The sequence below is a fragment of the Pseudomonas sp. PMCC200344 genome, assembly GCF_030053095.1.
In the GTDB taxonomy this organism is placed as follows: Bacteria; Pseudomonadota; Gammaproteobacteria; order Pseudomonadales; family Pseudomonadaceae; genus Aquipseudomonas; species Aquipseudomonas svalbardensis.
On the sequence record NZ_CP125618.1, the window covers coordinates 3,429,456 to 3,454,776 of the forward strand.

At 61.6% G+C, this 25,321-nt stretch carries 26 protein-coding genes and 1 pseudogene; 6 read left to right on the top strand and 21 right to left on the bottom strand.

Features of this window, described 5'->3' with window-relative positions; genetic code table 11:
• Window positions 1-59 precede the first annotated feature (59 nt).
• Complete coding sequence (locus QFW87_RS15535) at window positions 60-455, top strand: putative zinc-binding protein (RefSeq protein ID WP_283188174.1); 396 nt, start codon at window positions 60-62, stop codon at window positions 453-455.
• 849 nt (window positions 456-1,304) lie between these two features.
• Here QFW87_RS15535 and QFW87_RS15540 read toward each other — a convergent pair.
• The 7 genes from QFW87_RS15540 to norR all read right to left on the bottom strand — a co-directional run bounded on the left by QFW87_RS15540 (window position 1,305) and on the right by norR (window position 7,941).
• Window positions 1,305-1,775 (bottom strand): SCP2 sterol-binding domain-containing protein, encoded by a 471-nt coding sequence (locus QFW87_RS15540; protein ID WP_283184093.1) that lies wholly within the window; start codon window positions 1,773-1,775, stop codon window positions 1,305-1,307.
• On the bottom strand, window positions 1,769-2,659 hold the full coding sequence (locus tag QFW87_RS15545) for a U32 family peptidase (protein ID WP_283184092.1): 891 nt from the start codon (window positions 2,657-2,659) through the stop codon (window positions 1,769-1,771). The genes QFW87_RS15540 and QFW87_RS15545 overlap by 7 nt, the downstream gene beginning before the upstream one ends.
• A gap of 10 nt (window positions 2,660-2,669) precedes the next feature.
• Window positions 2,670-3,665 (bottom strand): peptidase U32 family protein, encoded by a 996-nt coding sequence (locus tag QFW87_RS15550; RefSeq protein WP_283184091.1) that lies wholly within the window; start codon window positions 3,663-3,665, stop codon window positions 2,670-2,672.
• Window positions 3,666-3,787: 122 nt separating this feature from the next.
• Entirely contained in the window at window positions 3,788-5,023 is a 1,236-nt protein-coding gene (glp, locus tag QFW87_RS15555; RefSeq protein WP_283184090.1) for a gephyrin-like molybdotransferase Glp, read from the bottom strand.
• Window positions 5,020-5,574: a molybdenum cofactor biosynthesis protein B gene (gene moaB / locus QFW87_RS15560; protein WP_283184089.1), complete on the bottom strand. Its 555-nt coding sequence runs from the start codon at window positions 5,572-5,574 to the stop codon at window positions 5,020-5,022. Before moaB ends, glp begins: the two co-directional genes overlap by 4 nt.
• Before the next feature lie 101 nt (window positions 5,575-5,675).
• The gene (gene pdxH / locus QFW87_RS15565; RefSeq protein ID WP_283188175.1) at window positions 5,676-6,323 is read right to left on the bottom strand and encodes a pyridoxamine 5'-phosphate oxidase; all 648 of its coding nucleotides are present in this window, start codon (window positions 6,321-6,323) and stop codon (window positions 5,676-5,678) included.
• 88 nt (window positions 6,324-6,411) lie between these two features.
• On the bottom strand, window positions 6,412-7,941 hold the full coding sequence (gene norR / locus QFW87_RS15570; RefSeq protein ID WP_283184087.1) for a nitric oxide reductase transcriptional regulator NorR: 1,530 nt from the start codon (window positions 7,939-7,941) through the stop codon (window positions 6,412-6,414).
• 152 nt (window positions 7,942-8,093) lie between these two features.
• Here norR and QFW87_RS15575 point away from each other — a divergent pair.
• A pseudogene (locus QFW87_RS15575) lies at window positions 8,094-8,373 on the top strand (DUF542 domain-containing protein); the annotation flags it as partial.
• 28 nt (window positions 8,374-8,401) lie between these two features.
• Here the strand turns inward: QFW87_RS15575 and QFW87_RS15580 are convergent.
• Genes QFW87_RS15580 through pedF form a run of 4 tightly spaced genes read right to left on the bottom strand, consistent with a single transcriptional unit; the run spans window position 8,402 to window position 11,458 of the window.
• Window positions 8,402-9,340 carry a quinoprotein relay system zinc metallohydrolase 1 gene (locus QFW87_RS15580; RefSeq protein ID WP_283188176.1) on the bottom strand — a complete coding sequence of 313 codons (939 nt, stop codon included), beginning with the start codon at window positions 9,338-9,340 and terminating at the stop codon, window positions 8,402-8,404.
• Between the two features lie 16 nt (window positions 9,341-9,356).
• Window positions 9,357-10,118 carry a quinoprotein dehydrogenase-associated SoxYZ-like carrier gene (locus QFW87_RS15585; RefSeq protein ID WP_283184085.1) on the bottom strand — a complete coding sequence of 254 codons (762 nt, stop codon included), beginning with the start codon at window positions 10,116-10,118 and terminating at the stop codon, window positions 9,357-9,359.
• Window positions 10,118-10,993 carry a transporter substrate-binding domain-containing protein gene (locus tag QFW87_RS15590; protein ID WP_283188177.1) on the bottom strand — a complete coding sequence of 292 codons (876 nt, stop codon included), beginning with the start codon at window positions 10,991-10,993 and terminating at the stop codon, window positions 10,118-10,120. Before QFW87_RS15590 ends, QFW87_RS15585 begins: the two co-directional genes overlap by 1 nt.
• Before the next feature lie 3 nt (window positions 10,994-10,996).
• Window positions 10,997-11,458 (bottom strand): cytochrome c-550 PedF, encoded by a 462-nt coding sequence (pedF, locus tag QFW87_RS15595; protein WP_283184083.1) that lies wholly within the window; start codon window positions 11,456-11,458, stop codon window positions 10,997-10,999.
• A gap of 276 nt (window positions 11,459-11,734) precedes the next feature.
• Between pedF and QFW87_RS15600 the strand changes: the two genes are divergently transcribed.
• Genes QFW87_RS15600 through QFW87_RS15615 form a run of 4 tightly spaced genes read left to right on the top strand, consistent with a single transcriptional unit; the run spans window position 11,735 to window position 15,450 of the window.
• Window positions 11,735-12,919: an ABC transporter substrate-binding protein gene (locus tag QFW87_RS15600; RefSeq protein ID WP_283188178.1), complete on the top strand. Its 1,185-nt coding sequence runs from the start codon at window positions 11,735-11,737 to the stop codon at window positions 12,917-12,919.
• 40 nt (window positions 12,920-12,959) lie between these two features.
• Window positions 12,960-13,934, top strand: coding sequence for a YVTN family beta-propeller repeat protein (locus tag QFW87_RS15605; RefSeq protein WP_283184081.1), 975 nt, complete (start codon window positions 12,960-12,962; stop codon window positions 13,932-13,934).
• Window positions 13,931-14,662, top strand: coding sequence for an ABC transporter ATP-binding protein (locus QFW87_RS15610; RefSeq protein WP_283188179.1), 732 nt, complete (start codon window positions 13,931-13,933; stop codon window positions 14,660-14,662). Before QFW87_RS15605 ends, QFW87_RS15610 begins: the two co-directional genes overlap by 4 nt.
• Window positions 14,659-15,450 (top strand): ABC transporter permease, encoded by a 792-nt coding sequence (locus QFW87_RS15615; RefSeq protein ID WP_283188180.1) that lies wholly within the window; start codon window positions 14,659-14,661, stop codon window positions 15,448-15,450. Before QFW87_RS15610 ends, QFW87_RS15615 begins: the two co-directional genes overlap by 4 nt.
• A 43-nt stretch (window positions 15,451-15,493) precedes the next feature.
• Here QFW87_RS15615 and QFW87_RS15620 read toward each other — a convergent pair whose 3' ends face one another.
• From QFW87_RS15620 to QFW87_RS15665, 10 genes are all read right to left on the bottom strand, one after another.
• Window positions 15,494-15,787 (bottom strand): DUF971 domain-containing protein, encoded by a 294-nt coding sequence (locus QFW87_RS15620; protein ID WP_283188181.1) that lies wholly within the window; start codon window positions 15,785-15,787, stop codon window positions 15,494-15,496.
• Window positions 15,784-16,746 (bottom strand): HEAT repeat domain-containing protein, encoded by a 963-nt coding sequence (locus tag QFW87_RS15625; protein ID WP_283188182.1) that lies wholly within the window; start codon window positions 16,744-16,746, stop codon window positions 15,784-15,786. Before QFW87_RS15625 ends, QFW87_RS15620 begins: the two co-directional genes overlap by 4 nt.
• Window positions 16,743-17,591 (bottom strand): ABC transporter ATP-binding protein, encoded by an 849-nt coding sequence (locus tag QFW87_RS15630; RefSeq protein ID WP_283188183.1) that lies wholly within the window; start codon window positions 17,589-17,591, stop codon window positions 16,743-16,745. The genes QFW87_RS15625 and QFW87_RS15630 overlap by 4 nt, the downstream gene beginning before the upstream one ends.
• Window positions 17,591-18,373: an ABC transporter permease gene (locus QFW87_RS15635; RefSeq protein WP_283184075.1), complete on the bottom strand. Its 783-nt coding sequence runs from the start codon at window positions 18,371-18,373 to the stop codon at window positions 17,591-17,593. The genes QFW87_RS15630 and QFW87_RS15635 overlap by 1 nt, the downstream gene beginning before the upstream one ends.
• Before the next feature lie 241 nt (window positions 18,374-18,614).
• Window positions 18,615-20,021, bottom strand: a complete 1,407-nt coding sequence (locus tag QFW87_RS15640) for an ABC transporter substrate-binding protein (RefSeq protein WP_283184557.1) — start codon at window positions 20,019-20,021, stop codon at window positions 18,615-18,617.
• 195 nt (window positions 20,022-20,216) lie between these two features.
• Window positions 20,217-20,462, bottom strand: a complete 246-nt coding sequence (locus QFW87_RS15645; RefSeq protein WP_007946457.1) for a ferredoxin family protein — start codon at window positions 20,460-20,462, stop codon at window positions 20,217-20,219.
• Window positions 20,463-20,487: 25 nt separating this feature from the next.
• Window positions 20,488-22,218: a fumarate reductase/succinate dehydrogenase flavoprotein subunit gene (locus QFW87_RS15650; protein WP_283184074.1), complete on the bottom strand. Its 1,731-nt coding sequence runs from the start codon at window positions 22,216-22,218 to the stop codon at window positions 20,488-20,490.
• Window positions 22,219-22,229: 11 nt separating this feature from the next.
• Complete coding sequence (locus tag QFW87_RS15655; protein WP_283184073.1) at window positions 22,230-22,982, bottom strand: GntR family transcriptional regulator; 753 nt, start codon at window positions 22,980-22,982, stop codon at window positions 22,230-22,232.
• Between the two features lie 281 nt (window positions 22,983-23,263).
• On the bottom strand, window positions 23,264-24,232 hold the full coding sequence (locus QFW87_RS15660; RefSeq protein WP_283184072.1) for a Gfo/Idh/MocA family oxidoreductase: 969 nt from the start codon (window positions 24,230-24,232) through the stop codon (window positions 23,264-23,266).
• A gap of 16 nt (window positions 24,233-24,248) precedes the next feature.
• The gene (locus QFW87_RS15665) at window positions 24,249-25,136 is read right to left on the bottom strand and encodes a Dyp-type peroxidase (protein ID WP_283188184.1); all 888 of its coding nucleotides are present in this window, start codon (window positions 25,134-25,136) and stop codon (window positions 24,249-24,251) included.
• Window positions 25,137-25,321: the final 185 nt, after the last annotated feature.

Consider the following 25,321-nt stretch of genomic DNA (forward strand, 5'->3'; position numbering starts at 1 on the left):
GTCAATGCGCAACGCCACCGGCCTTGCACACTGAAGAAGTCCATCCATGGAGAACGCTCATGTCCCGTTCAACCTTGCCCCTGATTTACGCCTGCTCAGGCTGCTCCAACGTCGCCCAACTGGCCAACGCCCTGGCCGTGCGGCTTGATCGCAGCGGATCGGCTGAAATGTCCTGCATCGTCGGGGTCGGCGGGCATGTGGCGGCGCTGGTCAACAAGGCACGCTCGGGACGGCGGATTTTTGCGCTGGACGGTTGCCCGTTGCAATGCGTTGAAAACTGCCTGAAGCAGCATGGTCTGCACGCGGATGTGCATTTGATTCTTAGCCATTACGGGTTGCGCAAGCGCTATGGTGAGGACTGCACGGAGGCGCAGGGGGATGAGTTGTTTGAAGGGATCAAGCAGTTGATTGCCAGTGATGCTCGGCAGAATCACGCCTCTGAACTGATGGTTTGAGGGCAACGCAGATCAAATGTGGGAGCGAGCCTGCTCGCGATGGCGTCTTTTGGCTCAGTACATATCCATTTCTGCGGTAACGGCGGCTTAGGGTTCCGCCCTTACGGCGGGTCACTTTCGAAAAGCGCGAAAGTAACCAAAGCGCTTTTGCCCCTGTCGTTCGGTGGCTCGCCTAGGCTCGCCATGCCCTCGCTCCGGTCCTGCTCCGTGGGCCCGCCGCCATCGGCCATCCATGGCCGGGGGCGGCTAACCCGGCATCCATGCCGGGTTGCCCACTACGCAGAACCTCCACTCGGCCTCTCGAGGGGGCGTGCACCGCAAAAGCGAGGCGGCCTGATAGCCGGCCTGTCTCTTCAAGCGTACGCATTCCCCTGTGGGAGCGAGCCTGCTCGCGATGAGGCCCTGTCAGTCGACATCAATGTTGAATGTAAGTCCGCCTTCGCGAGCAGGCTCGCTCCCACAGTTGGATTTTTGGCGGGCATGACATAGGTGTCCACCGCCGATGACCTTGACAGACATCAGGTCGGCTATCAGGCCGCCCCGCTTTGGCTTTTGATCGTGATCTTGATCCTGATCTGCCCCGTCGGAAGGCCGAGCGCAGGTTCTGCGCAGTGGGCACCGCGGCAAGGATGCCGCGGTAGCCGCCCCCGGCCATGGATGGCCGATGGCGGCGGGCCCACGGAGCAGGACCGGAGCGAGGGCATGCCGAGCCACAGCGAGGCACCGTACGTCAGGGGCAAGAGCGTTTGGTTACTTGGCGCTTTTCCAAGTGACCCGCCGTCAGGGCGGAACCCTAAGTCGCCGTTACCGCAGCAACGGATATGTACCCCAACCAAAAACACAGCTCGGCTAACCGGCCGCCAACCCCTTCCCCGCCCGCTCCAGATTGCGCCACAACCACACCGGCAACACATCAGGATCCAGACTGTCGATCAGGTTCTTCAACGCCAACCCCAACTCCGTATCACCCTCAATCACCAAACGCCTGCGAAAGAACAACGTATCCGGATCCTCCTGACGACTCGCCAGCAATAAAAACTCTCGCCAGTTACCGCTAATGGTCACATGCGCCGTGGCGTGTTCAGCAATTCGCAACCCTTCACGGGTCAGCGTCAGGAACCAGGACAAACCCAGGTCCGGGATCCGCAGACACAACCAACGCCCACGCAACACTTCAAATTCACCATCGCGTAACGGCTCGGCAAGGCAACGATTCAGCGCCTGCTGCAACGCCAGGCGCTGCACCGCAAAAGGCACCCGGCGCACCAGCGGCAATAACCGGTCGGCGCCTTTCAACAACCACTTTTTACGGTTCAACACAGGCCGACCCCCTCGACGCGCAACATGCCGGCCTGGCCATGCCAGTAGCCGTTACAACCGTCGACGAACAGCGGCGGTGTCTCGCCCAGCCGAACCCGTTGATAGGCGGCAATGACCTCGGCCATGCCCTGAGCGCGAGGGCTCAGACGCAACAAGTCGGCGCCACAGGCCACCAGCCCGGTGTAATCCGCCAGCAGATTGGTCACCTCGGCCGACATCGTTTGTATACCGTTAATGGTGAACAGCGCCTGCCCCTCCTGACTGGTCAGCGGCAGACCGTCGGGGTAGTTGATGCAGCAAAACTGGCAGTCGTCCTTGGGCTTGTTTTCCGCCCGAGCGGTGAAGCAGCGCGCGGAATAGGCCAACGGCAAATGTCCGTAGGCAAAGATCTCGACTTCCGGCACCTCACGGCCCAGTTCGCGCACTTGATCGAGCACATCGCCAATCAGCGCCGCCGAGCATTCCACCGGCGGCACCCAACGGGTCATCCCGCAGTCCAGCAGTTGCGCCAGCGTATGACCGTTGTACAGGTTGAGCGCCGGGCCGCCCACGAACGGCAACTTGCGCTCGGCCAGAAACTGCACCGCGCCCATGTCGTTGGCCTCAACCAGCAATTGGCCGTTGTCGCAGAGCCGCCGCAGGCTGGAGAGCTCGGAGGCCGCTTCGATCAGCGTCAGGCTGGAGATCACCAGTTGTGCCTGGCTGCATTCCTGCAACTCGCGCCCCAGACCCAGCCATTGATCCAGTGAAAAGGCCCGGCGTTTCGAACACACGGTTTCCCCCAGATAAATCACATCCAGGGGCAAGGCCGACATCTCGGCGTAAAAGTTGCTGAGTTGCTCTTTGTCCCAATAAAACAGGACCGGTCCAAGGCTGAGCTTCATGTCGCCTCCCTCATTGCCATGATCGATGATATGCACCCAGGGTGGTCTGGCTGCCTTCGGACAAACCGGCCAGCACCCGGCGCCATTCTTCCTTGACCCGAAAACTGCCCGGTGAGCCGCGATGGGCATCCAGTGCCGCGCGCCAGACGCGGGTGACTTGTTCGACATAGGCCGGGCTGCGTTGCCGGCCCTCGATTTTGACCGCCTCGACGCCGATGGCCGTCAATTCCGGCAGCAAATCCAGGGTGTCGAGGCTGGTGGGTTCTTCCAGCGCATGAAAACGCTTGCCGCCGACCAGGAAACGGCCTTTGCACAGGGTTGGGTAACCGGCCGGTTCGTCAGGGGTGTAACGGTCGATCAGCACTTCACTGAGCCGTGCGCTCAAACCTTCCGCGTCGTCGCTCCAGCGCACCGCTTTGGCTGGCGAACAGACACCGCAGAGGTTGGGCGACTCGCCGGTGATGTAGGAAGACAGATGGCAACGCCCTTCGGCCATGATGCACAAGCTGCCGAAGCCAAAGACTTCGATGGGCACCGGGCTGCTCGCGGCGACCTGGCGCACCTGCGCCAACGACAACACCCGCGGCAGCACCGCGCGACGAATCCCGTAGCGCTGCGCATAAAACTCCAGCGCCGCGGCATGGGTTGCCGAGCCCTGGACCGACAGGTGTAACGCCAATTGCGGATGCCGCTGGCTGGCGTAGTTGAGCACGCCGGGGTCGGCGGCGATCAGCGCATCCACGCCGAAATCGGCGGCACGATCAACCGCTCGCTGCCAGCGTTCCCAGCCCTTGGGTTGCGGGTAGGTGTTGACCGCGACGTAGAGTTTGCGTTGATGCTGGCGGATGTGAGCGACCGCTGCGTCGAACTGTTTATCGTCCATGTTCAGCCCCGCAAAATGCCGGGCATTGGTGTCATCGCGAAAACCGACATAGACGGCATCGGCGCCTTGGCGCACTGCCGCTTTTAGCGCAGGCAGGTTCCCTGCCGGGCAGACCAGTTGCATGGGTAATCCTCATGGAAAAACGCGTCTCGATCCTCCATCGATGCCTGTGGCGCAGCGATCGAAAAAGGCGCTGCCAGTCTAGCGAGACCGGCAGACAGAGCCTTGACGGCAATCAATTGCCATCAATGCATCAGGTCGGCGAAGGACAGGAACATCACGTTGTCGTGCTTGAGCACTTGCTGCTCGCACTCGATCACCGCCAACCCGTCGGCCCAACACGCGGCAGTCAACATCGCCGAGCTTTGCTGAGGGTGCAGTTCCACACTCAACTGGCCGTTAGCGTCGGGAGTGAGTCTTGCCCGCAGGTACTGCCGACGCTTGTTGCGCTGCAACCAGTCGAACCCGGCGGGCACGGCCATTGGCACCGGCAACACGTCTTTCACGCCCTGGGCCCTGAGCAGGAACGGACGCACCACCACCAACGCGGTAATCAGCGCTGCCGAAGGATTGCCCGGCATGCCGATCCAGGGTTTGCCGGCCACTTCGCCAAACGCCAGCGGTTTACCCGGCTGAATGGCCAGCCGCCAGAAATCCAGGCTACCGAGTTCCTCGATGGCCTGTTTAAGGTGATCTTCCTCGCCCACCGAGACGCCACCGGAACTCAACAGCAGGTCGCATTCCGAGGACGCCAGGCTCAAGGCATGCCGGCTGGCCGCCAACTCATCGGCCATGACGCCATAGTCGTGCACCTCGACGCCCCAGCCACTCAACAACGCCGCGAGGCAGTAACGATTGCTGTTGTAAATCTGCCCCGGCGCCAATGGATCGCCCGGCTCACGCAGTTCATTGCCGCTGCTGAGCAAGCACACCTGCAACGGTCGATAAACCTCGACCCGCGCGATACCAGCGCCGGCCAGCAACCCCACTTCTTGCGCACGCAGGCGTTTACCGGCCTGGAGCAACAGGTCTCCCCGGCGAACCTCCTCGCCTTCCTTGCGCACGTGATCGCCAGCGCTTACGGGCGGAAACCAGACACGCTCGCCATCGATCCGGCAGCGCTCCTGCGGCACCACCGTGTCGGCACCCGGCGGCAATGGCGCGCCGGTAAAAATCTGTACCGCCTGCTGCGCGAGCAAGGGGGAACACGCCGGATCACCCGCCGCAATTCGTCCACCAATCGACAAACAGCCGCCGTCCGGTGGCAGGTCAGCGGCCCTGAGGGCGTAACCGTCCATGGCACTGTTGTCCCAGGCCGGCAGGTTGACAGGGGAATGAATGTCCGCCGCCAGAACCCGCCCCAAGGCTTGATCCAGTCCGATCTTTTGCGCCAGGGGCGGCGGCGGTGCCTGATCCAGCAGACGGCTGATGGCCTCGTCCACCGGCATCAGATGGCCGAGGTCGCACACCCGGCCAGTCATGAGCGGGTCTCGCAGGCGTCGGTGACCCGTTGCCCTTGCGGTTTCAAATGCGGGGCGAAATTGCACGGGCCGGTGCGGCTGTCCAATTGTTCGAGCAGGATCTGGTTCCAGGCGGTTCGACACGCGCCCGGCGAACCCGGAACGCAGCACACCAGCACGCCGTTGCTCATCCCGGCCAACGCCCGGGATTGCAGACTGGACATGCCGATTTCCACTAGGGACACCTGACGGAACAGTTCACCGAAGCCTTCCACGTGTTTGTCCAGCAATGGCAAAACCGCTTGCGGAGTGTTGTCGCGCGCGGTGAAGCCGGTGCCGCCGGTCATCAGTATCACTTGAACCTGAGGATCGGCGATCCAGTGGGAAACCTTGGCGCGGATCTGATAAATGTCGTCCTTGACCAGATCACGATCGATCAATACATGCCCGGCCGTTTGCAGTAAATCCGTCAGAGTCTGCCCCGAGGTGTCGGTGTCAAAGGTGCGCGTATCGCTGATGGTCAGCACGGCAATGTTCAAGGGTTCAAAGGTGCGTTGCGCCAGATGGGCCATATCCAAGCCTTCCCGTAGATGAGGTATGGCCCAAAGCCTGAACCGGAATGGCAAGCGAGCCTATTCCTCCAAGGAGGTACCTCCACAGAATCAAAGAGCGTTCAAGGCGCCAAGCGGTTGCGTTGCCATACGCCATCGCGCAAACGGTAATCGAGACGGTCATGCAAGCGGTCGGCACGGCCTTGCCAGAATTCCAGACGCTCAGGGTGCAAGCAGTAGCCGCCCCAATGTTCGGGCCGCGGCACGGTCTTGCCGGCAAAACGTTGGGTGGTTTGTATCAACAGCGATTCAAGCTCGGCCCGATTGACCAACGGCCGGCTTTGCGGTGAAGCCCAGGCGCCCAGGCGACTGTCCTGTGAGCGGGAATCGAAGTACGCATCCGACAGCGTCGGGTCGAGCCTGGTGACCTGGCCTTCGATACGCACCTGACGCTCCAGTCCCGGCCAGAAAAAGGTCATGGCGGCATGCGGGTTGGCGGCCAGTTGCTGGCCTTTGTCACTCTGATAATTGCCGAAAAAGGTGAAGCCGTCATCGCTCAAGCCCTTGAGCAGCAGGACCCGGCAGTGCGGGCGCCCTTCACTGTCGACCGTTGCCAACACCATGCTGTTGGCTTCGACAGGCGCGCGCTCGGTGTCGCGGGCCAGCTGCATCCATTGCCGGAACATCGCCATCGGGTCGTCCAGCGCCGACTCGTCTTGCAGGCCAAAAAGGGTGTAGTTGCGGCGCATCTGTGCCAGGGAAAGGGGCATGACGGTGATCTCGAAAAAGGTTCTGCCCAGTGTGCTATGCACTGCGCAACAGCACCTTGACCACCATCAACACTGAGCATGCCCAGCCTTATTTGAGGCGCAGACGCCGAGCCAGTTTGTGCAGGTTGCTGGGATCGACTTCCAGAATCCGCGCAGCGCTGGCCCAGTTTTCCCCGGACAGGCTCAAGGCCTGGAGAATTTTCTTGCGCTGGTAATCGTCGACCGCTTCACCCAGGGGCAGGAATGGCTCATCAGCCGTCACGTCCAGGGGACTTTCGACGACCGCGCCCTGCCCGTCCATGGCACTGTCGAGGTCCAGAATCTCGGGTTCCAGCGTCATGATCAGGGCACGACTTGTGCCGCGACTGAGCTGCTTCAACGCGGCTCGGCTGATCACATGCTCCAGCTCGCGCACGTTGCCCGGCCAGCTGTAAGTCAGCAGCGCTCGCTCGGCCGCCGGCGACAGACGCAAACCGCGCAGACCGAGCCGCGCCCGATTGAGTTCAAGGAAATGCCCGGCCAGCATCAACACATCGTTACCCCGCTCGCGCAGCGGCGGAATCGGCACCGGGTACACCGAGAGCCGGTGATACAGATCGGCCCGAAACAAGCCGTCGCGGATGCTGTCCGGCAGGTGCCGGTTGGTCGCGGCGATGATTCGCACATCGACATGCAACGGCTTGTCGGCGCCGAGGCGCTGGATCTCGCCGTTCTGCAGGGTGCGCAGCAACTTCGCTTGCACGGCCAATGGCAATTCACCGACTTCGTCGAGAAACAGCGTGCCACCGTTGGCCGCATCGAAACGTCCGGCACGGTCACTGGTGGCGCCGGAAAATGCGCCTTTGACATGGCCGAACAATTCACTCTCTGCCAGCGACTCTGGCAAGGCGGCGCAGTTGACCTGCACCAGAGGCTTATGACTGCGGCGCGACAGACGATGCAAGCGCCTTGCGAACAGCTCCTTGCCGACGCCGGTCTCGCCCAGCAGCAACACCGGCAACTCGGAATCGGCCAGTACGTCCAGTTCATTGAGCAACTGATGCAGCACCTCACTCTGCCCGAGGATTTCGCCTTCATCAGCCGGCCTGCGCACGTCTTGAATATCGCTGCGGGACAAGCGCAGACTGCGGTTTTCCTGCTCAAGCCGGGTGACTCGCACGGCGGCTTCGATCTGCAAGGTACAGCGTTTGAGTTCTTCCCGCGCACGGCTGTCGAAGGTCCCGGCGTGCAGCGCATCGAGAGTGATCGCGCCCCAGATCCGCCCCTCCACATACAGGCTCACGCCCATGCAGTCGTGCACCGGCAGCGGTTCGCCGACGTGGTCGTCGAGCAAGCCGTCATAGGGATCCGGCAGGCGACTGTCGGGCTCGAACCAGGTGGTTTCGCGCGACGCCATGATCGCCGCCAGCCGCGGATGCTGGGCGATGACAAACCGGCGGCCCAACGCTTCATGCACCAGCCCCACCGTCGCGACCGGCCTCAGGCTGTCATCATCCAGACGCAGCAATCCCACGGCGCCACTGTTGAAGTACTCGCGCAGGGTCTGGACCAGTCGTTGCAACCGCACAGCATTGGGCAACTCGACAATCAGGTCGGCCGCCAGGCTTTCACGCAGCATGGTAGTTATTACCCTCTATGGTTGAATTCAACCCTAAAGCGTCTGGGTGTCTATCACCACCACTAAAAATTAAGCCATATTTTTCAATACGTTAAATATGGCATGCCGCCATGAGCCTGGGGAACCGTTGAAATCCAAACAAGGAACCCCTGATGAGCCTGACTCTATTGGAACAATAGCCTCGGCCAACTGGCCTGCGACATTCCCGGCGCCACCCGCATTTTCCACACCTATAAACTGGACTTCTGTTGTGGCGGGCATAAAAGCCTGCGTGAGGCGGCCGCTGGCAAAGACCTCGATCCGGTCCTGATTGCCGATGCGCTGCACCGGCTGCAAGACACCGGCGAAACCCAGCACGACTGGCGCAACGAACCGTCTGAGCTGTTGATCGCCCACCTTCTGGCGCGCTACCACGCCCGCCATCGCGAGCAAGCCCGCTCCCACAGGGGATTTGTGTTGCTCACTTATCCGCGGCGGAATCGACTCGGGTCATCTGCCCGCGCTCGTAACGCGGATACAGATGGCTGACGCTGCGGATCAGCTCGTAGCGGCTCAGAGTGATCCCGGTAAACCGTTCAGGAATGGGACTGCGGATCATCTCGGCCATATCACTGCCATTGGCGGCGCCATCGCGCATGAGCTGATCGAGCCAGGTCAGGTAGTCACGCATTTGCTCGAAGGGCTGTTGATCGCTGCCCACGGGGCCGTGACCGGGGACGATCAGCGTCCACGGCAGGCCTTGAAGGGTGGCGATGTCCGCCAGCCACACCGCCGGCCCCGGACTGTTGGGCGTGGTCAGCGCCCGTTGGTAAAACACCAGATCCCCGGCAAACAGCACGCCGGTTTTCTGGTCGAGAATAGCCAGATCCGCGCCCGTGTGCCCACCCAGGCCCAGCAGACGCAGATCGTGATCCCCAAAACTTCGCACACCGGGTGTCAGCGTCCGGGTCGGCAACACCACCTCGGTGCCGCGCATCCAGTCGCCCACCAGTCGGTACAGGTTCTCGGCCATGGCATCGCCCTGCTGATGCAACAGCTCGGTGGTGCCGGCCAGCGCACCGATCGGCACGTCAGTGAAGGCCTGGTTGCCGAGCACATGATCAGGATGATGATGAGTCAGCAGCACCTCAATCACCGGTTTGTCGGTGATCGAGGCAATCGCCTTGCGCATCGCTTCGCCGTAGCGTTTCGACGGCCCGGTGTCGATCACCACCACACCCAGCTCGGTGACGATGAACGAAGTGTTGACGATGTTGCCGCCGTTGGCCTTGGCAAAATTGTCGGTGCTGCCTTCCAGCAGCCAGGTGTCTTCGGCGATCTGCCGGGGCTTGAGTGAGTAGTCCAGATCGGCTAGGGCCGGCAGGCTCAGGCTCATAAACAACAGCAGCATCCAGCGCATCACGCGCTCCTTTGGGTCAGGGTATGACCGCATCGAATTGATTGCCGCTGTTGTCGCGCAGCAACAGGCGCGTCTGCCCTGCCCCTTCGATATCGAAGGCCAGGTTGGGGTTTTCGCTGACAGCGGGAAACAACTCAAGACGGGCCAACAGCTGATCGTTCTGATCCCGCAGTTCGGCATGGTTGATGAAAAATTCCGGAATGCCACTGACCATGCCGTTGTCCATCGGGTGCGCCACTTGCAAGCGCACACGGCTGAACTCGCCACGGGGATAACGACCGCCCAGCACTTCACCGATGTGGTCCTCCCAGCCCGGCTGAGTGCGCACCACACTCGGCGCCGTGCAACCGCCGCCCGCCGCATCGATCAGCGTCGAGCCGACATGCCACAACCCATCACGGGTCAGCACTGCCGCGCGCAACGGCGTGGCCTGTTCGATACGGATGCGGATCGACAGCCACGGCAGCACGCGGTCCAGCGGCTGGAAATCGACAATTTTCGGCAAGGGGTTGAGTTCGGCCCAGGCGAGGATTTTCACCACTTCACCCTTGAACGCTCGCGCGTCGATTTCCAGTGGCACTTGCCGGGCATCTTCGGCGAACGGTGGCGCCAGCAGCTTGACCCGCTCGTCGAACACGAACGGCGCATCGCCGAGCATTTGCTTGTGATAGAAGGCCCACATCACCGAGGGCACCGGGTCCTTGCCCGGGTCGATGTCCACGGCGTGCGCGGCGATGGGTAGCCAACAGGCCAACAGACAACTCGCTCGCCAGTTCACTATTGATACATCTCAGGCACGTCATAGCGCAGGCCGTAATGGCCATAAATGGTTTTGACAGCGCCCTCGCGGATCAAGGCTTCCAGCGCCTCTTCCACGGCATAGGCCAGTTGACGGTTGCTTTCGTGCACCGCCATGCCGATCTCCCAAAGCTGCTTGCCCATGTTCGGGTAGGCGTTTTCTGCCAGCACCACTTGCGGGTCCGCCGCTTCATGCACTTGCCAGTCGATCTCACCGCGCATGGCCATGACTGCGTCGACTTCACCGGCCTTCATGGCGGCAAATGCCTGGGGTACGCCGGGATAGTGATGCGTTTTGCCGGCGAGCATGCCGTTGAACACCGAGGTCAGGTAGAACGACGGCACGCTGTCGACTTCGACGCCGATCGGGTGATGCTCGAACACGGCGACGCTACCGACCTTGTCCAGCCGACGGCGGTCATAGGCCACCTGCCATTGTTCGTTCTGGTACGACCCGAACATCACCACATGGCCGTTTTCCAGCTCACCCAGTTCATTGCGTTTCTGCGCGTAATCGCGGTCGTACGGCACGCGCATCATCAGGTCAGCCAATTGCAGGTCGTGCAACTGACTGGCACGCCAGATGTAATCGCGCAGGTCGTCATCGAGCTTCTCGCCGGCCGGCGCCCAAATCAACGTCAGGCGCACGCCGAGGGCCTTGGCCAACGCTTCGGCGAGTTCGACATCAACGCCACGGGCCTGGCCGGCGTCTTCAAAACTGTACGGGGCGAAGTCCTTGTAGACCGCCACTTTCAGCTCCCCGGCGGCGATCATTTCGTCATAGGTGCGGACCTGCGCCTGCACGGCCTGGCAGCACAGCAACACAGCGCTGATCAACACAGCGAGCAGGCGCATGGGTTACTCCTCGACGCGAACGGTGTCCAGGTAAGTGCGTACCGCCCACAAGGCTTCCTGGCTCAGGTAGTCGGCCATCTTCGGCATGTAGACCCGGCCGTCACGCACAGCGCCATGGCGCACGCGTTCGACGAACCATTCATCACCCGCCTCGCCGACATCCAGCATGCGCAAATCCGGAGCAATGCCGCCGGATTTGGCTTCCAGGCCATGGCAGGCCGCGCAGTTCTGGTTGTAGGCCGAAGAGCCGATTTCCACGGCCTTATCGTGTTCCGGGGTAGCGCGATAAGGGTTCACCGATGCCCAACCATCGGCATCGACCGGTACGCCAGCGTCCTTGATCGGGGTCAGGCCCGGGGTGGCGACAGCCTGGGGGACCACGTTGCCGTGGGCCCAGACGGAACCTGCGCTGATAAAGCCGGCTAGCAGTCCGGCAACGAGTAAGGCGTTGCGTTTTGTTGTCATTGTTATGCCCTCTTGATTGCACGCAAAACCTCTTTGAAGAGGCTATGGCACCCATCTTAGGAACGGCTTCGCGCAAGCCCCATGCTGCTTTGGTGGCCGCCATCTAGTTCCTTGGTAGTAGGGCTTGTGGCGCACATCCAAATACAGCCGCGGATCGCTAAAACCGCGCCGCCCCGGGCGAGTTACTACCTTGGTACTGGCTCACTGGTACTTTCTGCATATTTCATTCTGCATCGCAGGCTTCCTATGCTGGCGCTACCAGTAATGGAGTGCCCTATGCGCCAGCTTGCCCCTTACGCCCTGATCTACCTGTTGGCGATTGCCTCCGCCGCCGGGGTGGCGACCCAGAGCCAGGCCGCCGACGCACCGTTGCAGGTGCAGATCGGCTACCTGGGCTATCGCCCCGACCCGGGCCCGTTGCTGTCGAACGTCATTCCCGAGCCGGTCGATGCCGGGTTGCGTGGCGCCGAACTGGCGATCACTGACAGCAACAGCACCGGGCGTTTCCTCAACCAGAGCTACAACCTGGTCAGCGCCAACGTCGACAATCCGGATGCCTTGGTCGAAGCGGCCAAGGCTCAACATGAACAAGGTCTGCGCCTATTTGTGGTGAATGCACCGGCGGAGAGCCTGCGCCGGCTCAGCGCGGTGTTACCCGACAGCTTGCTGTTCAATGCCGGCAGTCCCGATGACAGCCTGCGCAGCACCGATTGCCTGCCGAACGTGCTGCACAGCCTGCCGAGTCGGGCGATGCTCGCCGATGCGCTGGCGCAATTTCTGGTGGTGCGCAAATGGCAACGGGCGCTGCTGATCGTCGGCCCGACCCCGGACGATCAAGCCTATGCCGCCGCCCTGCGCCGCGCCGCCAAACGTTTTGGCCTGAAACTGGTCGCGGAAAAAGCCTGGAGTTTCGACAACGATCAGCGCCGCAGCGCCCAGGCCGACATGCCGCTGTTCACCCAGACCGCCGAGTACGACGTGGTGCTGGTGGCGGATGAACGCGGTGATTTCGGCGAATACGTGCCCTACCAGACCTGGTACCCACGGCCGGTCGCCGGCACGCAGGGGCTGACCCCGGTGGGCTGGCACAAAACCGTGGAAACCTACGGCGCCGCCCAGTTGCAGAAACGCTTCGAAGCCCTGACCGGGCGCTGGATGAATGACCGCGACTTTGCAGCCTGGATCGCCGTGCGCAGCATCGCCAGTGCGGTGAGCAAACTGCGTCAGGTCGATCCGGTGACGATCCGTACGCTTGAGATCAGCGATCAATTGCCGCTGGACGGTTTCAAGGGTCGCAAGCTCAGTTATCGGCCGTGGAACGGCCAGTTGCGCCAACCCATTCCCATCGTGCAGCCCCGGGCGTTGGTCAGCACGTCGCCGCAAGACGGCTTCCTGCACCCTTTCAACGAAATGGACAGCCTCGGTTACGACAAACCCGAGGTCAGCTGCCGCTTTCCCTGATCCGACTTTCCACAAGAACTACAACAAAAAGGAATCCACCATGCGTCGCACCCTGCTCTGCCGCTCCCTGCTTTTCTGGGCCCTGCTGCTCGCCGCCGGGCATGCCGCGGCCAGCACCGCCTGGGTCTCCAACGAAAAGGACAATAGCCTGAGCCTGATCGACCTGCAGACCCTGCAAGTCACCGACACCCTGCCCGTTGGCCAGCGCCCGCGCGGCCTGCTGTTGTCCCACGACAATAAGCTGCTGTACATCTGCGCCAGCGACTCGGACCGGGTCCAGGTGATGGACGTCGCCACGCGCAAGATCATCAAGGAACTGCCGTCGGGAAAAGATCCTGAACAGTTCGCCCTGCACCCCAACAATCGTTGGCTGTACGTTTCCAACGAAGACGATGCGCTGGTGACGGTGATCGACACCGAAACCTCCAAGGTGCTGAGTCAGATCAACGTCGGCGTCGAACCCGAAGGCATGGCCGTCAGCCCCGACGGCAAGTGGGCGGTGAACACCAGCGAAACCACCAACATGCTGCACTGGATCGACACCAGCACCCAGACCCTGGCCGACAGCACGCTGGTGGATCAGCGGCCGCGCTTCGTCGAGTTCACGCCGGATGGCTCGAAGCTCTGGGCCTCGGCGGAAATCGGCGGCACGGTGACCATTCTCGACGTCGCGACCCGCCAGATCCTCAAGACCCTGACCTTCCAGATCAAGGGCGTGCACCCGGACAAAGTCCAGCCGGTGGGGATCAAGCTCAGCGCCGACGGCAAATATGGTTTCGTCGCCCTCGGCCCGGCCAATCATGTGGCGGTGATCGACGCCAAGACCTTCGAGATTCTTGATTATCTGTTGGTCGGGCGACGGGTCTGGCAGATGTCGTTTACCCCGGATCAAAAGCAATTGCTGGCCACCAACGGCGTCAGCGGCGACGTGTCGGTGATCGATGTCGACAGCCTCAAGGTGACCAAGTCGATCAAGGTCGGGCGTTATCCGTGGGGCGTGGTGGTGACCCCATGAACGCACTGGAAGTCAGCGAGCTGAGTTTCGCTTATGGTGTGAAAGAGGCGTTGCGTCAGGTGAGTTTCAGCCTGGCACCCGGCCGTTTCGCGGCGCTGCTGGGGCCAAACGGCGCGGGCAAATCGACGCTGATTGCCTTGCTCACTCGACTCTACGATGTGCAGCGCGGGGACATCCGCGTCGGTGGCTGTTCGTTGCGCAACGCGGCGCGTCCGGCGCTCAAGCAATTGGGTGTGGTGTTCCAGCAAAGCACGCTGGACCTGGACCTTAGCGTCGAGCAAAACCTGCGCTATCACGCCGCGCTGCATGGGATGTCGCGGCGTCAGACCGGCCTGCGTGTCGACGCCGAACTGGCTCGTCAGGCCTTGACTGAACGCCGTCGCGAGCGGGTCCGCGAACTCAATGGCGGCCATCGTCGTCGGGTGGAAATCGCCCGCGCCTTGCTGCATGAACCGCGCCTGCTGCTGCTCGACGAGGCCAGCGTCGGCCTCGACCCCGCCAGCCGCCTGGCACTCAATCAACACATTCACAGTTTGTGCCGCGAGCAAGGCATCAGCGTACTTTGGACCACTCACTTACTCGATGAAGTACAGCCGAGCGACGACCTGTTGATCCTTCATCAGGGCCGGTTGGTCGCCAGCGGGCAAGCCGACGTCCTGAGCCTGGAGCACGGTGGTGACCTGGGTTCGGCCTTCACTCGACTGACGACTTCGGGAGCCGCCCAATGAATGCCTACTGGCAATGTTTCAACGGCATCGTGCTGCGTGAATGGCTGCGTTTTGTGTTGCAGCGCACGCGGTTTCTCAGTGCGCTGGTGCGGCCGTTGCTGTGGCTGCTGGTGTTCGCCGCCGGTTTTCGTGCGGCACTCGGGATCGCGATCATCGAGCCCTATGACACCTACATTCCGTATGAGGTCTACATCATCCCTGGCCTTGCCTGCATGATCCTGCTGTTCAACGGCATGCAAGGTTCGCTGTCGATGGTCTACGACCGGGAAATGGGCAGCATGCGCGTGCTGCTGACCAGCCCCCTGCCCCGAACCTTCCTGCTGTGCAGCAAACTGTTGGCCACCTCGTTGATCTCGCTGTTGCAGGTCTACGCATTTCTGGCGATTGCCTGGGTGTACGGCGTACAACCACCGGCCATGGGCTTGTTGATTGCGTTGCCGGCGTTACTGCTGGTGGCATTGATGCTCAGCGCGTTGGGCCTGTTACTGTCCAACGCCATCCGTCAGCTGGAGAACTTTGCCGGGGTGATGAATTTCGTGATCTTCCCGCTGTTTTTCCTGTCGTCGGCGCTGTATCCGCTATGGAAGATGCGCGAGTCCAGCGAGTGGCTGTACTGGTTGTGCGCATTGAGCCCGTTCACCCATGCGGTGGAACTGGTGCGGTTTGCCCTGTATGAACGCTTCAATCCGTTGGCGCTGGCGGTGTGCGTGGGGCTGACGCTGGTATTCGCGCTACTCGCCGTACTCACCTTCAACCCGCAACACGCCGCCCTGCGCAAATCCAGCTAACAACACAATTCCAATGTGGGAGCGGCGGTGCGACGATTCCACATTAGATTTCAGTAGGTTCGGGGGTGAGTTGTGCCAGGTAGGGCCAGGGGTAGATCCCGCGCTCATGGCCGTCGCTGAAAATCAGTTGAAGGCCATAACCCTGGGAATTGAGTTCGACGACACGGATGCGCTCATCGACTTTCACCCTCAACCCTTGCAGGCGAAACGCCCGGCACTGCGAACACGGACACTGACGGCGCAACTCAGCGTGGTCCAGCAACTGTTCGCGACCATCCGGCCAGTTCACCCGCAGCTGCTGTTTACCTTGGGAATTGCCAATCGCCACCGGGTTCATTGCAGCTGACTCAACGCGATGCGCACGGCTTTGCGCACTTCCGGGTCGCCGTCATCCTGCGCAGCCTGTAAAGGTGCGATGGCGCCCCGATCGTTCAGTTCTCCGAGCGCCAGGGCAGCTTCCTTACGCAGGTTGCTGATACGGTGGCCGAGGGTTTCGATCAGCGCTTCAAGGGCCGGGACGTAACGCAAACGACCGAGGCTGCGGGTGGCGCGTAGACGGACTTGCCAGTAATCGTCACTCAAGGCTTCGACCAGGGCTGAACCGGCGTCGACATGGCCGACCTTGCCCAGCGTGGTGGCGGCTTCTTCGCGCACTTGCCAGGCTGCGTCCTGCAAGGCGTGACGCAGCGCCGGCAGCACGTGGGCGTCGGAGGCCAGGCCAAGAGCACCGGTGGCGGCGCGGCGGACTTCGGTGTCCGGGTCGTCACTGGCCAATCGAGCAAGCGCCGGCAAGGCATCGAGCTGCTTGAGCCAGCCGAGTACGCCGACGGCTTCGCGGCGGACACTGGCGTTTCCGTCGGTCAATACCCCTAAAGCGGCAGCGGCGGCAGCGGGGAAGCGCAACTCACGCAATGCCCGGAAAGCGGCGATGCGCACACTGATGTCGGCATGCGCGGTCCACGGCAGAATCACCCTGCCCGCCGCCTCGGTCTTGAGCAGGCTAAGGCTTTGCGCGGCGGCCGCTTGCACGGCTTGGGAAGGATCGGTCAGGGCCTGACACAGCGCTTCCACCACCGGTTCGTCCTCCCAGGCTTCGAGCAATCGTGCGGCTTCGGCGCGAACCTCTTCGGTCGAGTCTTCAGCCAGTCGATTGACCAACCAAAGCAAACCGTCCGGCTCTTCAAGGTCGGCCAGTTCGATCAGGGCAATTCTGCGCACGCCCGGATCGTCATCCGTCAGGCGCGGTTGCAGGGCGAGAATGTCGTCGTTATCGGTTACATCGAATAGAGAGGTCATAGGGCAAATCGCGACAGTTTGTTTTCAAGGGGAAGTCCGAGAGGGTTCAGGCGCGGTAACTGCCGACCGTCTTCGTGACGCAGCAACTCGAGGCAATGACGCTTCAAGCGGGAAAATTCGTGGCTGGTGGCCCGTTCGGTGGTGCGTGTCCGTGGGAAATCGAGGCGCAGGTCTTCGATGATCCGCCCCGGGCGTGAACTCATGACCAGCAGCCGATCGGCGAGGAACAGCGCTTCATCGATGTCATGGGTGACGAACACCACGGTGGTGCGAATTCGCGTCCAGATGTCCAGCAGCAGCTCCTGCATGTTCAACCGGGTCAGCGCGTCGAGGGCGCCGAAGGGTTCATCCATCAGTAACAGGCGCGGGCGGTTGATCAGCACCCGGGCGATTTCTACCCGTTGCTGCATGCCGCCCGAGAGTTGGTCAGGCCAGCGCTCGGCAAACCCTTCGAGGCCCACCAGGGCAAGGATTTCGTCGGCAGCCTGGTGGCGTTCGGCTTTGCCGATGCCGCGCATTTTCAGGCCGAAAGCAACGTTGTCGCGCACCGTGCGCCAAGGGAACAGCGTGTGGTGCTGGAACACCATGCCGCGCTGTGGGGACGGGCCCGAGACTGGCGCACCGTCGACTTTCAGGGTGCCGGTTCGCGGTTGCAGGTGACCGGCCAGCGCACCGAGCAGGGTCGATTTGCCGCAACCGGACGGCCCGAGGATGCACACGAATTGCCCCGGCTCGATCTGGCAATCCAGACCTTGCACGGCTTCGAAGGCTTGCTTGTCTTCGCCGAGGACGATGGACAATTGTCGGATGTCGATTCGCCCTTCAGGGGTTTGCATCACGCTCATCAGGCTTTTCCTCGTGGTCGGTGCCAGGGAGTGAACAACCCGCCCAGACGTTTGATCAGCAGGCTGCTGCCCATCCCGAGTACGCCAATCAGCAACATGCCAACCACGATGTCGGCGTAGTTCTGGATGGTGTAGGACTCCCAGGTGTAATAGCCGATGCCGTATTGGCCGGAGATCATTTCGGCGGTCACCAGGCAGAACCATGAGGTGCCCATGCCGATCGCCAGGCCGGTGATGATGCTCGGCGCAGCGCCTGGCAGGATCACCTCCAGCAGAATCGCCCGGCGCCCTGCCCCAAGGCTTTTCGCCGAGGCGATCAGCCGTGGGTCGACGCCTTCGACGCCGTGCACGGTGTTGAGCAGAATCGGGAACAGCGCGCCGGTGAAGGTGATGAAGACCATCGACAGCTCTGATGAGGGAAACATCAGGATCGCCAGAGGAATCCAGGCGACGGCGGGGATCGGACGCAGGACTTCCAGCGGTGGTAGCAGCAGGTCTTCAGCCCATTTCGAGCGACCGATGGCCAGGCCCAAAGCGATGCCGATGATCAGTGCGGTGAGATAACCGGCGAAGACTCGGCTGAGGCTGCTACCGAGGTGCTGCGCAAGCTTGCCGGAGTCGCCGAGGCCGAGGGCAGCTTCGATGACCGCCAGCGGCGTCGGGACGTTGGCGAAGGTGACCAGGCCGAGGTTCCAGTGGTGGCTGGCGGCGAGTTGCCAGAATACAAGGCAGAGCAGCAGTGAAGCGGCTCGGGGGATCCAGCGGGTTGGCGATTTTGGCATGTCGGGTTCCAGTTGTAGATGGTGCAGGACGGGAGACCCACCCCTTGGTCTAACCCTCCCGAAACGTCGGACCGCCCCAGAGGGGCGAGGGGACTGACCGAGTTGTTCTTTCGAGTTACATCGACCTGAAATATCGAGTCGAACTCAGATTTTGGAAATCATGGAGATCGGCTCCCTTTCCCCCTCTCCCCTATGGGGAGAGGGTTGGGGTGAGGGGTGGCTTTTGACTCCCCCCCACAACTCAGCGAGTGGCGACGGCTTGAGTCGTAGCGTCGGTAAAGTCGAACACCTTCCCACCCTGTGCCGTAGCAAATTGCTGAGCCTGACCTCTGAGCAGAAACGCACTCAGGCGCCCTTTCGCATCACTGGCAAACCACGCCTGATCCGCTAGCAACTTGATCCCGCTGTCACTCGCCTGGGCATACACCGCGCGGATGTTTTTGCCTTCCTGCTTCAGGCTGGCCAACGCGGTGAACGCCGACTCTGCCGAGGCGTACTGCCGAACCTTCGGCTCGCCACGCACCCAGATCTCCGCCACATGGCTGAAATCAGTGATGGCTTTGCCGCTAGACGCATCCACAGCCTTGAGCGGTGTCTGCCCGTAGTTGGCCAGTTGCGCGGTGTAGTCCAGGTTCGAGGCCTTGAACGCGGCGCGGATGTATTGGTCGTCGATGAAGGTATTGAGGTCCAACCCGCGATCAGCCTTCTTCAACAGCTTGAGCGTGTCGATGGCAGTCCCGACGGCCTGACGGTATTCCGGCTTCCAGCTCAGGTCGCGCGTTTGCACGCCCAGCGGACCGTGGAACAGGTAATTGACCTCGGCATCGACGCCGGTGACCTTGGCGATCAACTCGCTGTATTTCTCCGGCTCAGCTGCGAGCAACTGGTTGGCTTCAATGCTCGCCCGCAGGTAAGCCACGACGATTTCCGGGTACTTCTTCGCATAGGCCTGATCCACCAGCGCACCGTGGAAGGTCGGCGCATTGGCTTGGGCGCCGTCGTAAATCTTGCGAGCGAAACCACGGCTGGGGAACAGTTCGGCGAACGGCACGAAGTCGGCGTGGGCGTCGATCTTCCCGGCCTGCAGCGCAGAGCCGGCGACTTCCGGCGGCTGGGCGATGATGTTCACGTCTTTCAGCGGGTCCCAGCCTTGGGCCGCGACCGCCCGTAGCAACATGCCGTGCGCCGTCGAGGCAAACGGCACGGAAATGGTCTTGCCCTTGAGCTCCGCCAGCGACTGTACGTTCGAGGCACTCGGCACCACGATGCCGTTGCCGCTGCCCTTGATGCTGCCCGACAGCACGCTGATAAACAGGCTGTGCTTGCCCGCGGTTTCGAACGCCACACCGTTGAACGACCCGGGGAAATCGGCCATGGCGCCGAAGTCGAGTTTGCCGGCGACCATCTCGTTGGTCAGGGGCGCGCCGCTGGTGAAGTTCTTCCACTCCACCTCGTACTTGGCGTCTTTGTAGGGACCGTCGTGGGGCAAGTATTTGTCCAGCAAGCCCAGCTCGCGAATCAACAGACCGCCGGCGGCGCAGTTGATCGTGGTGTCCTGGGTGCCGATGGCAATGCGGATGGTTTCGGCCGACGCCGACAAGGTGAATGAAGCCAGTACCAGACCGGCGAACGCTGCACGCAGCAATATTGACAAAGACATAGGTAAATCCCCTCGAATCATTTTTAGGATGTTCGTCTCCGCCACGATCAGGGCGCGGTGGGAAACGAGGGGTGTTTTGAATCAGGCGTCCGGTGTTGCCGGATAGCTTTTACGGTGTTTGGGCTGGCCTCTTCACGAGCAAGTCGAATCGTCGCACCGCCGCTTCCACATTGGAACTGGGTTTCAGCGCAACAGGTATGGGATCTCGACCTTCACCGCCCCGGTCGGGCAGTCCTTTTCACACGGCATGCAGTACCAGCATTCGTCGAACGCCATGTAGGCTTTTTGCGTGGCCGGGTTGATCGCCAGCAGGTCCATCGGGCACACGTCGACGCACACGGTGCAGCCTTTGTGGGCAATGCAAAGGTCCTCATCGACCGTGACGGGCGCGTTGGAGCGGAAGAAGATTTCCTGGGGTTGATAGGCCATTTTGCGGTCTCTCTTGTTGTGTTGCTCAGGCAGCAAAGGCACCGACTCGCAGCCGGTCGTAGGCCTGCATTTCATCGGCATCCAGCGGGATGATGTAAGGCTCGACGGCTTTTTTGAAACTGGTCATCTGACCGTCGTCGCCCTTTTTCAGGTGGCAATGGCAGAACCAGTCGCTGTCGTTGCGTTGCGGGTGGTCGACCCGATAGTGGTAAAGCCCCCAGCGACTTTCGGCGCGGAACAGCGAAGCGCGGGCGGCCATTTCGGCACAGTCACGGATCATGCTGACTTCCATGGCGCGCATCAGTTCGTGGGCGTTGTGCGCCTTGATCTGATCGAGATCGCGCTGGACATCGCTGAAGCGTTGCAGGCCGATTTGCATCTTCTTGGTCACTTTCGGCGGTTGCAGGTAGTCGTTGACGAAGCGCCGCAGCTTGTACTCGACCTGGGCTGGCGGCAGACCGTGTTCGCGGTCCAGCGGCGCGTAGACCCGAGCTTTTTCCGTTTCGATCTGCTGGGCATCGACCGCTGTAAACTCGCGACCGGCGACAAAGTCCGCCGCGTTGGTGCCGGCAAACCAGCCGTAGGTGAACGCGCCGAGCATGTAGTTATGTGGCACCGCGGCCATGTCACCCGCCGAGTACAAACCCTTGACCGAGGTTTCGGCCTTCTCGTTGACCCACACGCCGGAGGCCGAGTGACCGCTGCAAAAACCGATTTCCGAGATGTGCATTTCGACCATTTGCGTGCGGTAGTCGGTGCCGCGATTGGAGTGGAACTGGCCGCGACTCGGGCGTTCGTTGCTGTGCAGGATCTCTTCGATGTTCTGGATGGTTTCCTCGGCCAGGTGATCGAGTTTGAGGAACACCGGGCCGTTGCCACTTTCGAGTTCCTGATGAAACTCCCACATCATCTGGCCGCTCCAGTAATCGCACTCGATGAAGCGTTCGCCCTTGTTGTTCGCGGTGTAGCCACCCAACGGACCGGTGACGTAGGCGCAGGCCGGGCCGTTGTAATCCTTGATCAGCGGGTTGATCTGGAAGCATTCCAGATTCGCCAGTTCTGCCCCGGCGTGATAGGCCATGGCGTAACCGTCGCCGGCGTTGGTCGGGTTTTCGTAGGTGCCCATCAGGTAACCCGAGGACGGCAAACCCAGACGCCCGGCGGCGCCGCAGCAGAGGATCACGGCTTTGGCCTTGATCGCGTGGAAGTCGGCGGTGCGGCAGTCGAACCCCATCACACCGTTGACTGCGCCCTCTTCGCCCGTCAGCAATCGTGTGCAGACCAGCCGGTTGGTGATGCTCACCCGCGCCCGTTTCAACTGGCGGTACAGGACTTTTTTGATGTCATGCCCTTCCGGCATCGGCAGCACGTAGGCGCCCATGTGGTGGACCTTTTTCACCGCGTAGTCGCCAGTCTCGTCCTTCTCGAACTTCACGCCCCAGCGGTCCAGTTGTGAGAGGGTTTCGAAGCTGTGGGTCGCGTAGGCATACACCGCCGCCTGATTGACGATGCCGTCGTTGGCGATGGTGATTTCCTTGGTGTACTGCTCCGGCGTCGAGTGACCGGGAATGATCGCGTTGTTCAGGCCGTCCATGCCCATGCTGATCGCGCCACTGCGTTTGACGTTGGCCTTGTCGATCAGCAGCACGCGCAAATCGCGGTTGCGCTCCTTGGCCTTGATCGCCGCCATCGGTCCAGCGGTGCCGCCGCCGATCACGACGATGTCGTATTCCTGTTCGAGCGTCTTTCTAGTCATTGAGCCGTGTGTCATGCCTGCGCCCCTTTTTGCCGGTCGATCCGCAGGCGGTACTGGAAGGCATCGCCGCGGTAGTAAAGGTGTTCGAAGTCCACGGGAACGCCTGCGGCGTCGTGGGTCAGGCGCTCGATGCGCATGATCGGCGAGCCGGGTTCGACGTTCAGCGCCTGGGTCAAGTCGCTGTCGGCCAGCACCGCGTCGATGGCCAGATCCGCGTGACCGAGGGCCAGGCCGCAGTCGTTTTCCAGGATCAGGAAAATGTCGCGAGTGACCAGATCGGCCTTCTCCAGACGCTCGCCGATGGCCTTGGGCAGGTAGGTGATCTCCAGGGAAATCGGCTCGCGGTTGATCAGCCGCACGCGTTTGATCTGCGCCACCGTCTCGCCTTCGGCGACGTGCAAGCGCTCGGCAACGAGTTTGTCGGCGGCAATGAATTTGAAGCTGCGCAGGCGGTTGATCACCTCGTAGCCGCGACCGGTCATGGACTCGGCAAGGCCTTGCAGGGTGCTGACGTTCTGGAAGGTTTTTGGCTTGGCGACGAAGGTGCCTTTGCCGTGGATCTTGAAGATCAGCCCTTCTTTCTGTAGATCCCCTAAGGCCTGGCGCACGGTGATGCGGCTGACTTTAAACAGCGCACCGAGTTCGCTTTCGGAAGGCATCTGGCTGTCTTGCGGGTATTCGCCGTCGAGGATGCGGGCGCGAAGCACATCCCGCAGTTGGGTGTGTAGCGGAACGCTACTGAGGGAGAGAACGTTATCGGTCATGGAAGATCACTTGTTATAACGAGTTATGACGTGATCTTAAAGTTCCAATGACAGGCTTGAGAAATACTGTTTGAGCATAAGGTTAGATTCGCCGCACGAGCACGATCCTTTGTAGCAGCTGCCGAGCAGCGCGAGGCTGCGTTCGGCTGCGAAGCAGTCGTGAAATCAGGTAGCGCGGTGTGTCAGGGTAATCTTGCATGCAGGGTTTACGACTGCTCCGCAGCCGAACGCAGCCTCGCGGTGCTCGGCAGCTGCTACATCGGCGGGGCATTCAGTGAGCGTTAGCGGCGCTTGAGGATCTGGTCCATCACCCAATCGGTCTTCAACGCTTGTTCGGCTACCGCCGGGTGCTGCGCTTCGCCACGGATGTGTGCGTTCATGCCGAGCACGTGATGCCACTGGATGTGGTCGTGGTTCTCGATGTGCAGGCTGAGTTTTTCATCGGCTTCAAGCTGAACCGGATGTTCATCGAATACGGAAAAGCTGATCCGGCCTTTGCTGCCGATCAGTGCGACCCGATCATCGCGGCGATCCGCGACGAAATTCCAGCAGCCCATACCCAGGGCGCCAGAAGCGAACCGCCAACTGGCGCTGACGGCATCCTCGGCGGCATACAAACCGGCCTGGTGCGCGGTAAACCCGGCGACTTCGACGATGTCACCGAGCAGGTACTGGAACAGGTCGAACCCATGACTGGCCAGGTCGGCGAAATAACCACCGCCAGCAATGGTCGGGTCGGTGCGCCAGTTATCTGTACCGCCAAGATCGGTCGGAGATGGCGCTTTGGTCAGGGTCCAGGTCAGGTGCCGGACCTCGCCGATCCGCCCTTCCTCCAGCCATTGCCGCACTTGCTGGAAGCGTGGAAGCGAACGTCGGTAGTAGGAAACAAACAGGTGCAGCCCGGCATCGTCAAAGACCTTCTGCATCTCACGGCTTTGCCCGGCATTCAACGACATCGGTTTTTCGACGCAGCAATGTTTGCCAGCGGCAGCCACCCTCAAGACGTAAGTGTGATGACTGTCAGGCGGCGTGGCGATGTACACCGCGTCCACCTCGGAATCATTGATCAGCGCTTCGACGTCAGTGTAGACCCGAGCGATGCCGTGGCGCGCGGCGTAATCCGTCACCGCCTCCAGACGCCGGCCCATCACCGCCACCAGCGCCGAGCCGGGTGCCTTGTAGAAGGCCGGCCCGCTCTTGCGTTCAGCGACGCTGCCACACCCGATCATGCCCCAGCGCACCACGTTCATACTCACTCCTTGATGTTTAGCCGATGCGCAGCGCGCGCAGGTCCAGATGACCGTCCTTGAGCGGCGGGCACCAATAGTAGCCGCCGGTGATCGGCCGGCTGATGCGGTACAAACCGTCGGTGATGCCGTCTTCCAGTCCGCTCATGCGGCGTAGTTGAGCTTCGAAGGCGTCGAGGGAGAAACCGAAGGCCAGGAACATCAGGCCGGCGCGATCGCCTTCGATCCAGGGCATGGAACGGCGCACCACGAAGGCCTCGGGGGCGAAGCTTTCCTGGGCGGTGCGTTTCACGTGAGCAGAGATCGGCGCGTCGTCGATCTCTTCGTTGTCGCTCAAACGACGCCCCATGATGTTGTCCTTCTCATGGGACGGCATCGCGTGGAAGCCCTTCAGGTCGTGCTGCCACTGCTGAATCGCAGCGAAACTGCCGCCGACCATTCCGTCAGCGCCGTCACTCACCAGCGCAGCGGCGACGGCGGCTTCGTCGTGAGGGTTTTCGGTGCCGTCTTCATAACCGGTCAGGTCGTGGCCGGTAAGGTGGCGGAAGGTTTCGTTCATCTGCACCAGGCGCAGGGCCGGGGCCAGCGCCGCTTCGATGGCGTTGCTGCGGTTGAGCAATTCGCCACGGTCGACACCGTGCAACCAGCACCAGAGCGCGTGCTGGGTCGACGGGTTGTCGACGCCGACACCGGTCAACGCTGGAAAGGCGCGCAGGCCTTCGATTTGCCCCTTGAGAGCCTTGACCAGGGATTCACCGAAACCGATCACTGCCGACTTCCCGTCCACCAGTCCCTTAAGATTCTCCAATGCGGCCGGCAATGCAGCGGCGGATTCGAGTGCGAAGAACATATGACGGGCTTGAGGCGGAACTGGGGTGGCGAGAATGCCCGGCTGGTAGTAACTCATATGAACTCCTTTAGAAAGAGCGCGAAGTTTAACCGCAGCATCGGCCGTTGTGTGTTCTCAGGTCAAAAGATCGCGGGATCATGAGATCGGCACTTAAAAAGTCGTGCCAATAAGGCGTATAACCTTTGAAGTGAATCTGAACGGCAAGCCGCCAGCGCATGGCTTACATCACATGGAGTAGCGAC

What these genes read in the sequence shown, in the direction of transcription:
- QFW87_RS15535 (WP_283188174.1), top strand. Translation starts at nt 60, where the DNA reads ATGTCCCGTTCAACCTTGCCCCTGATTTACGCCTGCTCAGGCTGCTCC.
- QFW87_RS15545 (WP_283184092.1), bottom strand. Translation starts at nt 2,659, where the DNA reads ATGAAGCTCAGCCTTGGACCGGTCCTGTTTTATTGGGACAAAGAGCAA.
- QFW87_RS15550 (WP_283184091.1), bottom strand. Translation starts at nt 3,665, where the DNA reads ATGCAACTGGTCTGCCCGGCAGGGAACCTGCCTGCGCTAAAAGCGGCA.
- glp (WP_283184090.1), bottom strand. Translation starts at nt 5,023, where the DNA reads ATGACTGGCCGGGTGTGCGACCTCGGCCATCTGATGCCGGTGGACGAG.
- moaB (WP_283184089.1), bottom strand. Translation starts at nt 5,574, where the DNA reads ATGGCCCATCTGGCGCAACGCACCTTTGAACCCTTGAACATTGCCGTG.
- pdxH (WP_283188175.1), bottom strand. Translation starts at nt 6,323, where the DNA reads ATGCCCCTTTCCCTGGCACAGATGCGCCGCAACTACACCCTTTTTGGC.
- norR (WP_283184087.1), bottom strand. Translation starts at nt 7,941, where the DNA reads ATGCTGCGTGAAAGCCTGGCGGCCGACCTGATTGTCGAGTTGCCCAAT.
- QFW87_RS15580 (WP_283188176.1), bottom strand. Translation starts at nt 9,340, where the DNA reads ATGCGCTGGATGCTGCTGTTGTTTATGAGCCTGAGCCTGCCGGCCCTA.
- QFW87_RS15590 (WP_283188177.1), bottom strand. Translation starts at nt 10,993, where the DNA reads ATGCGCCTGCTCGCTGTGTTGATCAGCGCTGTGTTGCTGTGCTGCCAG.
- pedF (WP_283184083.1), bottom strand. Translation starts at nt 11,458, where the DNA reads ATGACAACAAAACGCAACGCCTTACTCGTTGCCGGACTGCTAGCCGGC.
- QFW87_RS15600 (WP_283188178.1), top strand. Translation starts at nt 11,735, where the DNA reads ATGCGCCAGCTTGCCCCTTACGCCCTGATCTACCTGTTGGCGATTGCC.
- QFW87_RS15605 (WP_283184081.1), top strand. Translation starts at nt 12,960, where the DNA reads ATGCGTCGCACCCTGCTCTGCCGCTCCCTGCTTTTCTGGGCCCTGCTG.
- QFW87_RS15610 (WP_283188179.1), top strand. Translation starts at nt 13,931, where the DNA reads ATGAACGCACTGGAAGTCAGCGAGCTGAGTTTCGCTTATGGTGTGAAA.
- QFW87_RS15615 (WP_283188180.1), top strand. Translation starts at nt 14,659, where the DNA reads ATGAATGCCTACTGGCAATGTTTCAACGGCATCGTGCTGCGTGAATGG.
- QFW87_RS15620 (WP_283188181.1), bottom strand. Translation starts at nt 15,787, where the DNA reads ATGAACCCGGTGGCGATTGGCAATTCCCAAGGTAAACAGCAGCTGCGG.
- QFW87_RS15625 (WP_283188182.1), bottom strand. Translation starts at nt 16,746, where the DNA reads ATGACCTCTCTATTCGATGTAACCGATAACGACGACATTCTCGCCCTG.
- QFW87_RS15630 (WP_283188183.1), bottom strand. Translation starts at nt 17,591, where the DNA reads ATGAGCGTGATGCAAACCCCTGAAGGGCGAATCGACATCCGACAATTG.
- QFW87_RS15635 (WP_283184075.1), bottom strand. Translation starts at nt 18,373, where the DNA reads ATGCCAAAATCGCCAACCCGCTGGATCCCCCGAGCCGCTTCACTGCTG.
- QFW87_RS15645 (WP_007946457.1), bottom strand. Translation starts at nt 20,462, where the DNA reads ATGGCCTATCAACCCCAGGAAATCTTCTTCCGCTCCAACGCGCCCGTC.
- QFW87_RS15650 (WP_283184074.1), bottom strand. Translation starts at nt 22,218, where the DNA reads ATGACTAGAAAGACGCTCGAACAGGAATACGACATCGTCGTGATCGGC.
- QFW87_RS15655 (WP_283184073.1), bottom strand. Translation starts at nt 22,982, where the DNA reads ATGACCGATAACGTTCTCTCCCTCAGTAGCGTTCCGCTACACACCCAA.
- QFW87_RS15660 (WP_283184072.1), bottom strand. Translation starts at nt 24,232, where the DNA reads ATGAACGTGGTGCGCTGGGGCATGATCGGGTGTGGCAGCGTCGCTGAA.
- QFW87_RS15665 (WP_283188184.1), bottom strand. Translation starts at nt 25,136, where the DNA reads ATGAGTTACTACCAGCCGGGCATTCTCGCCACCCCAGTTCCGCCTCAA.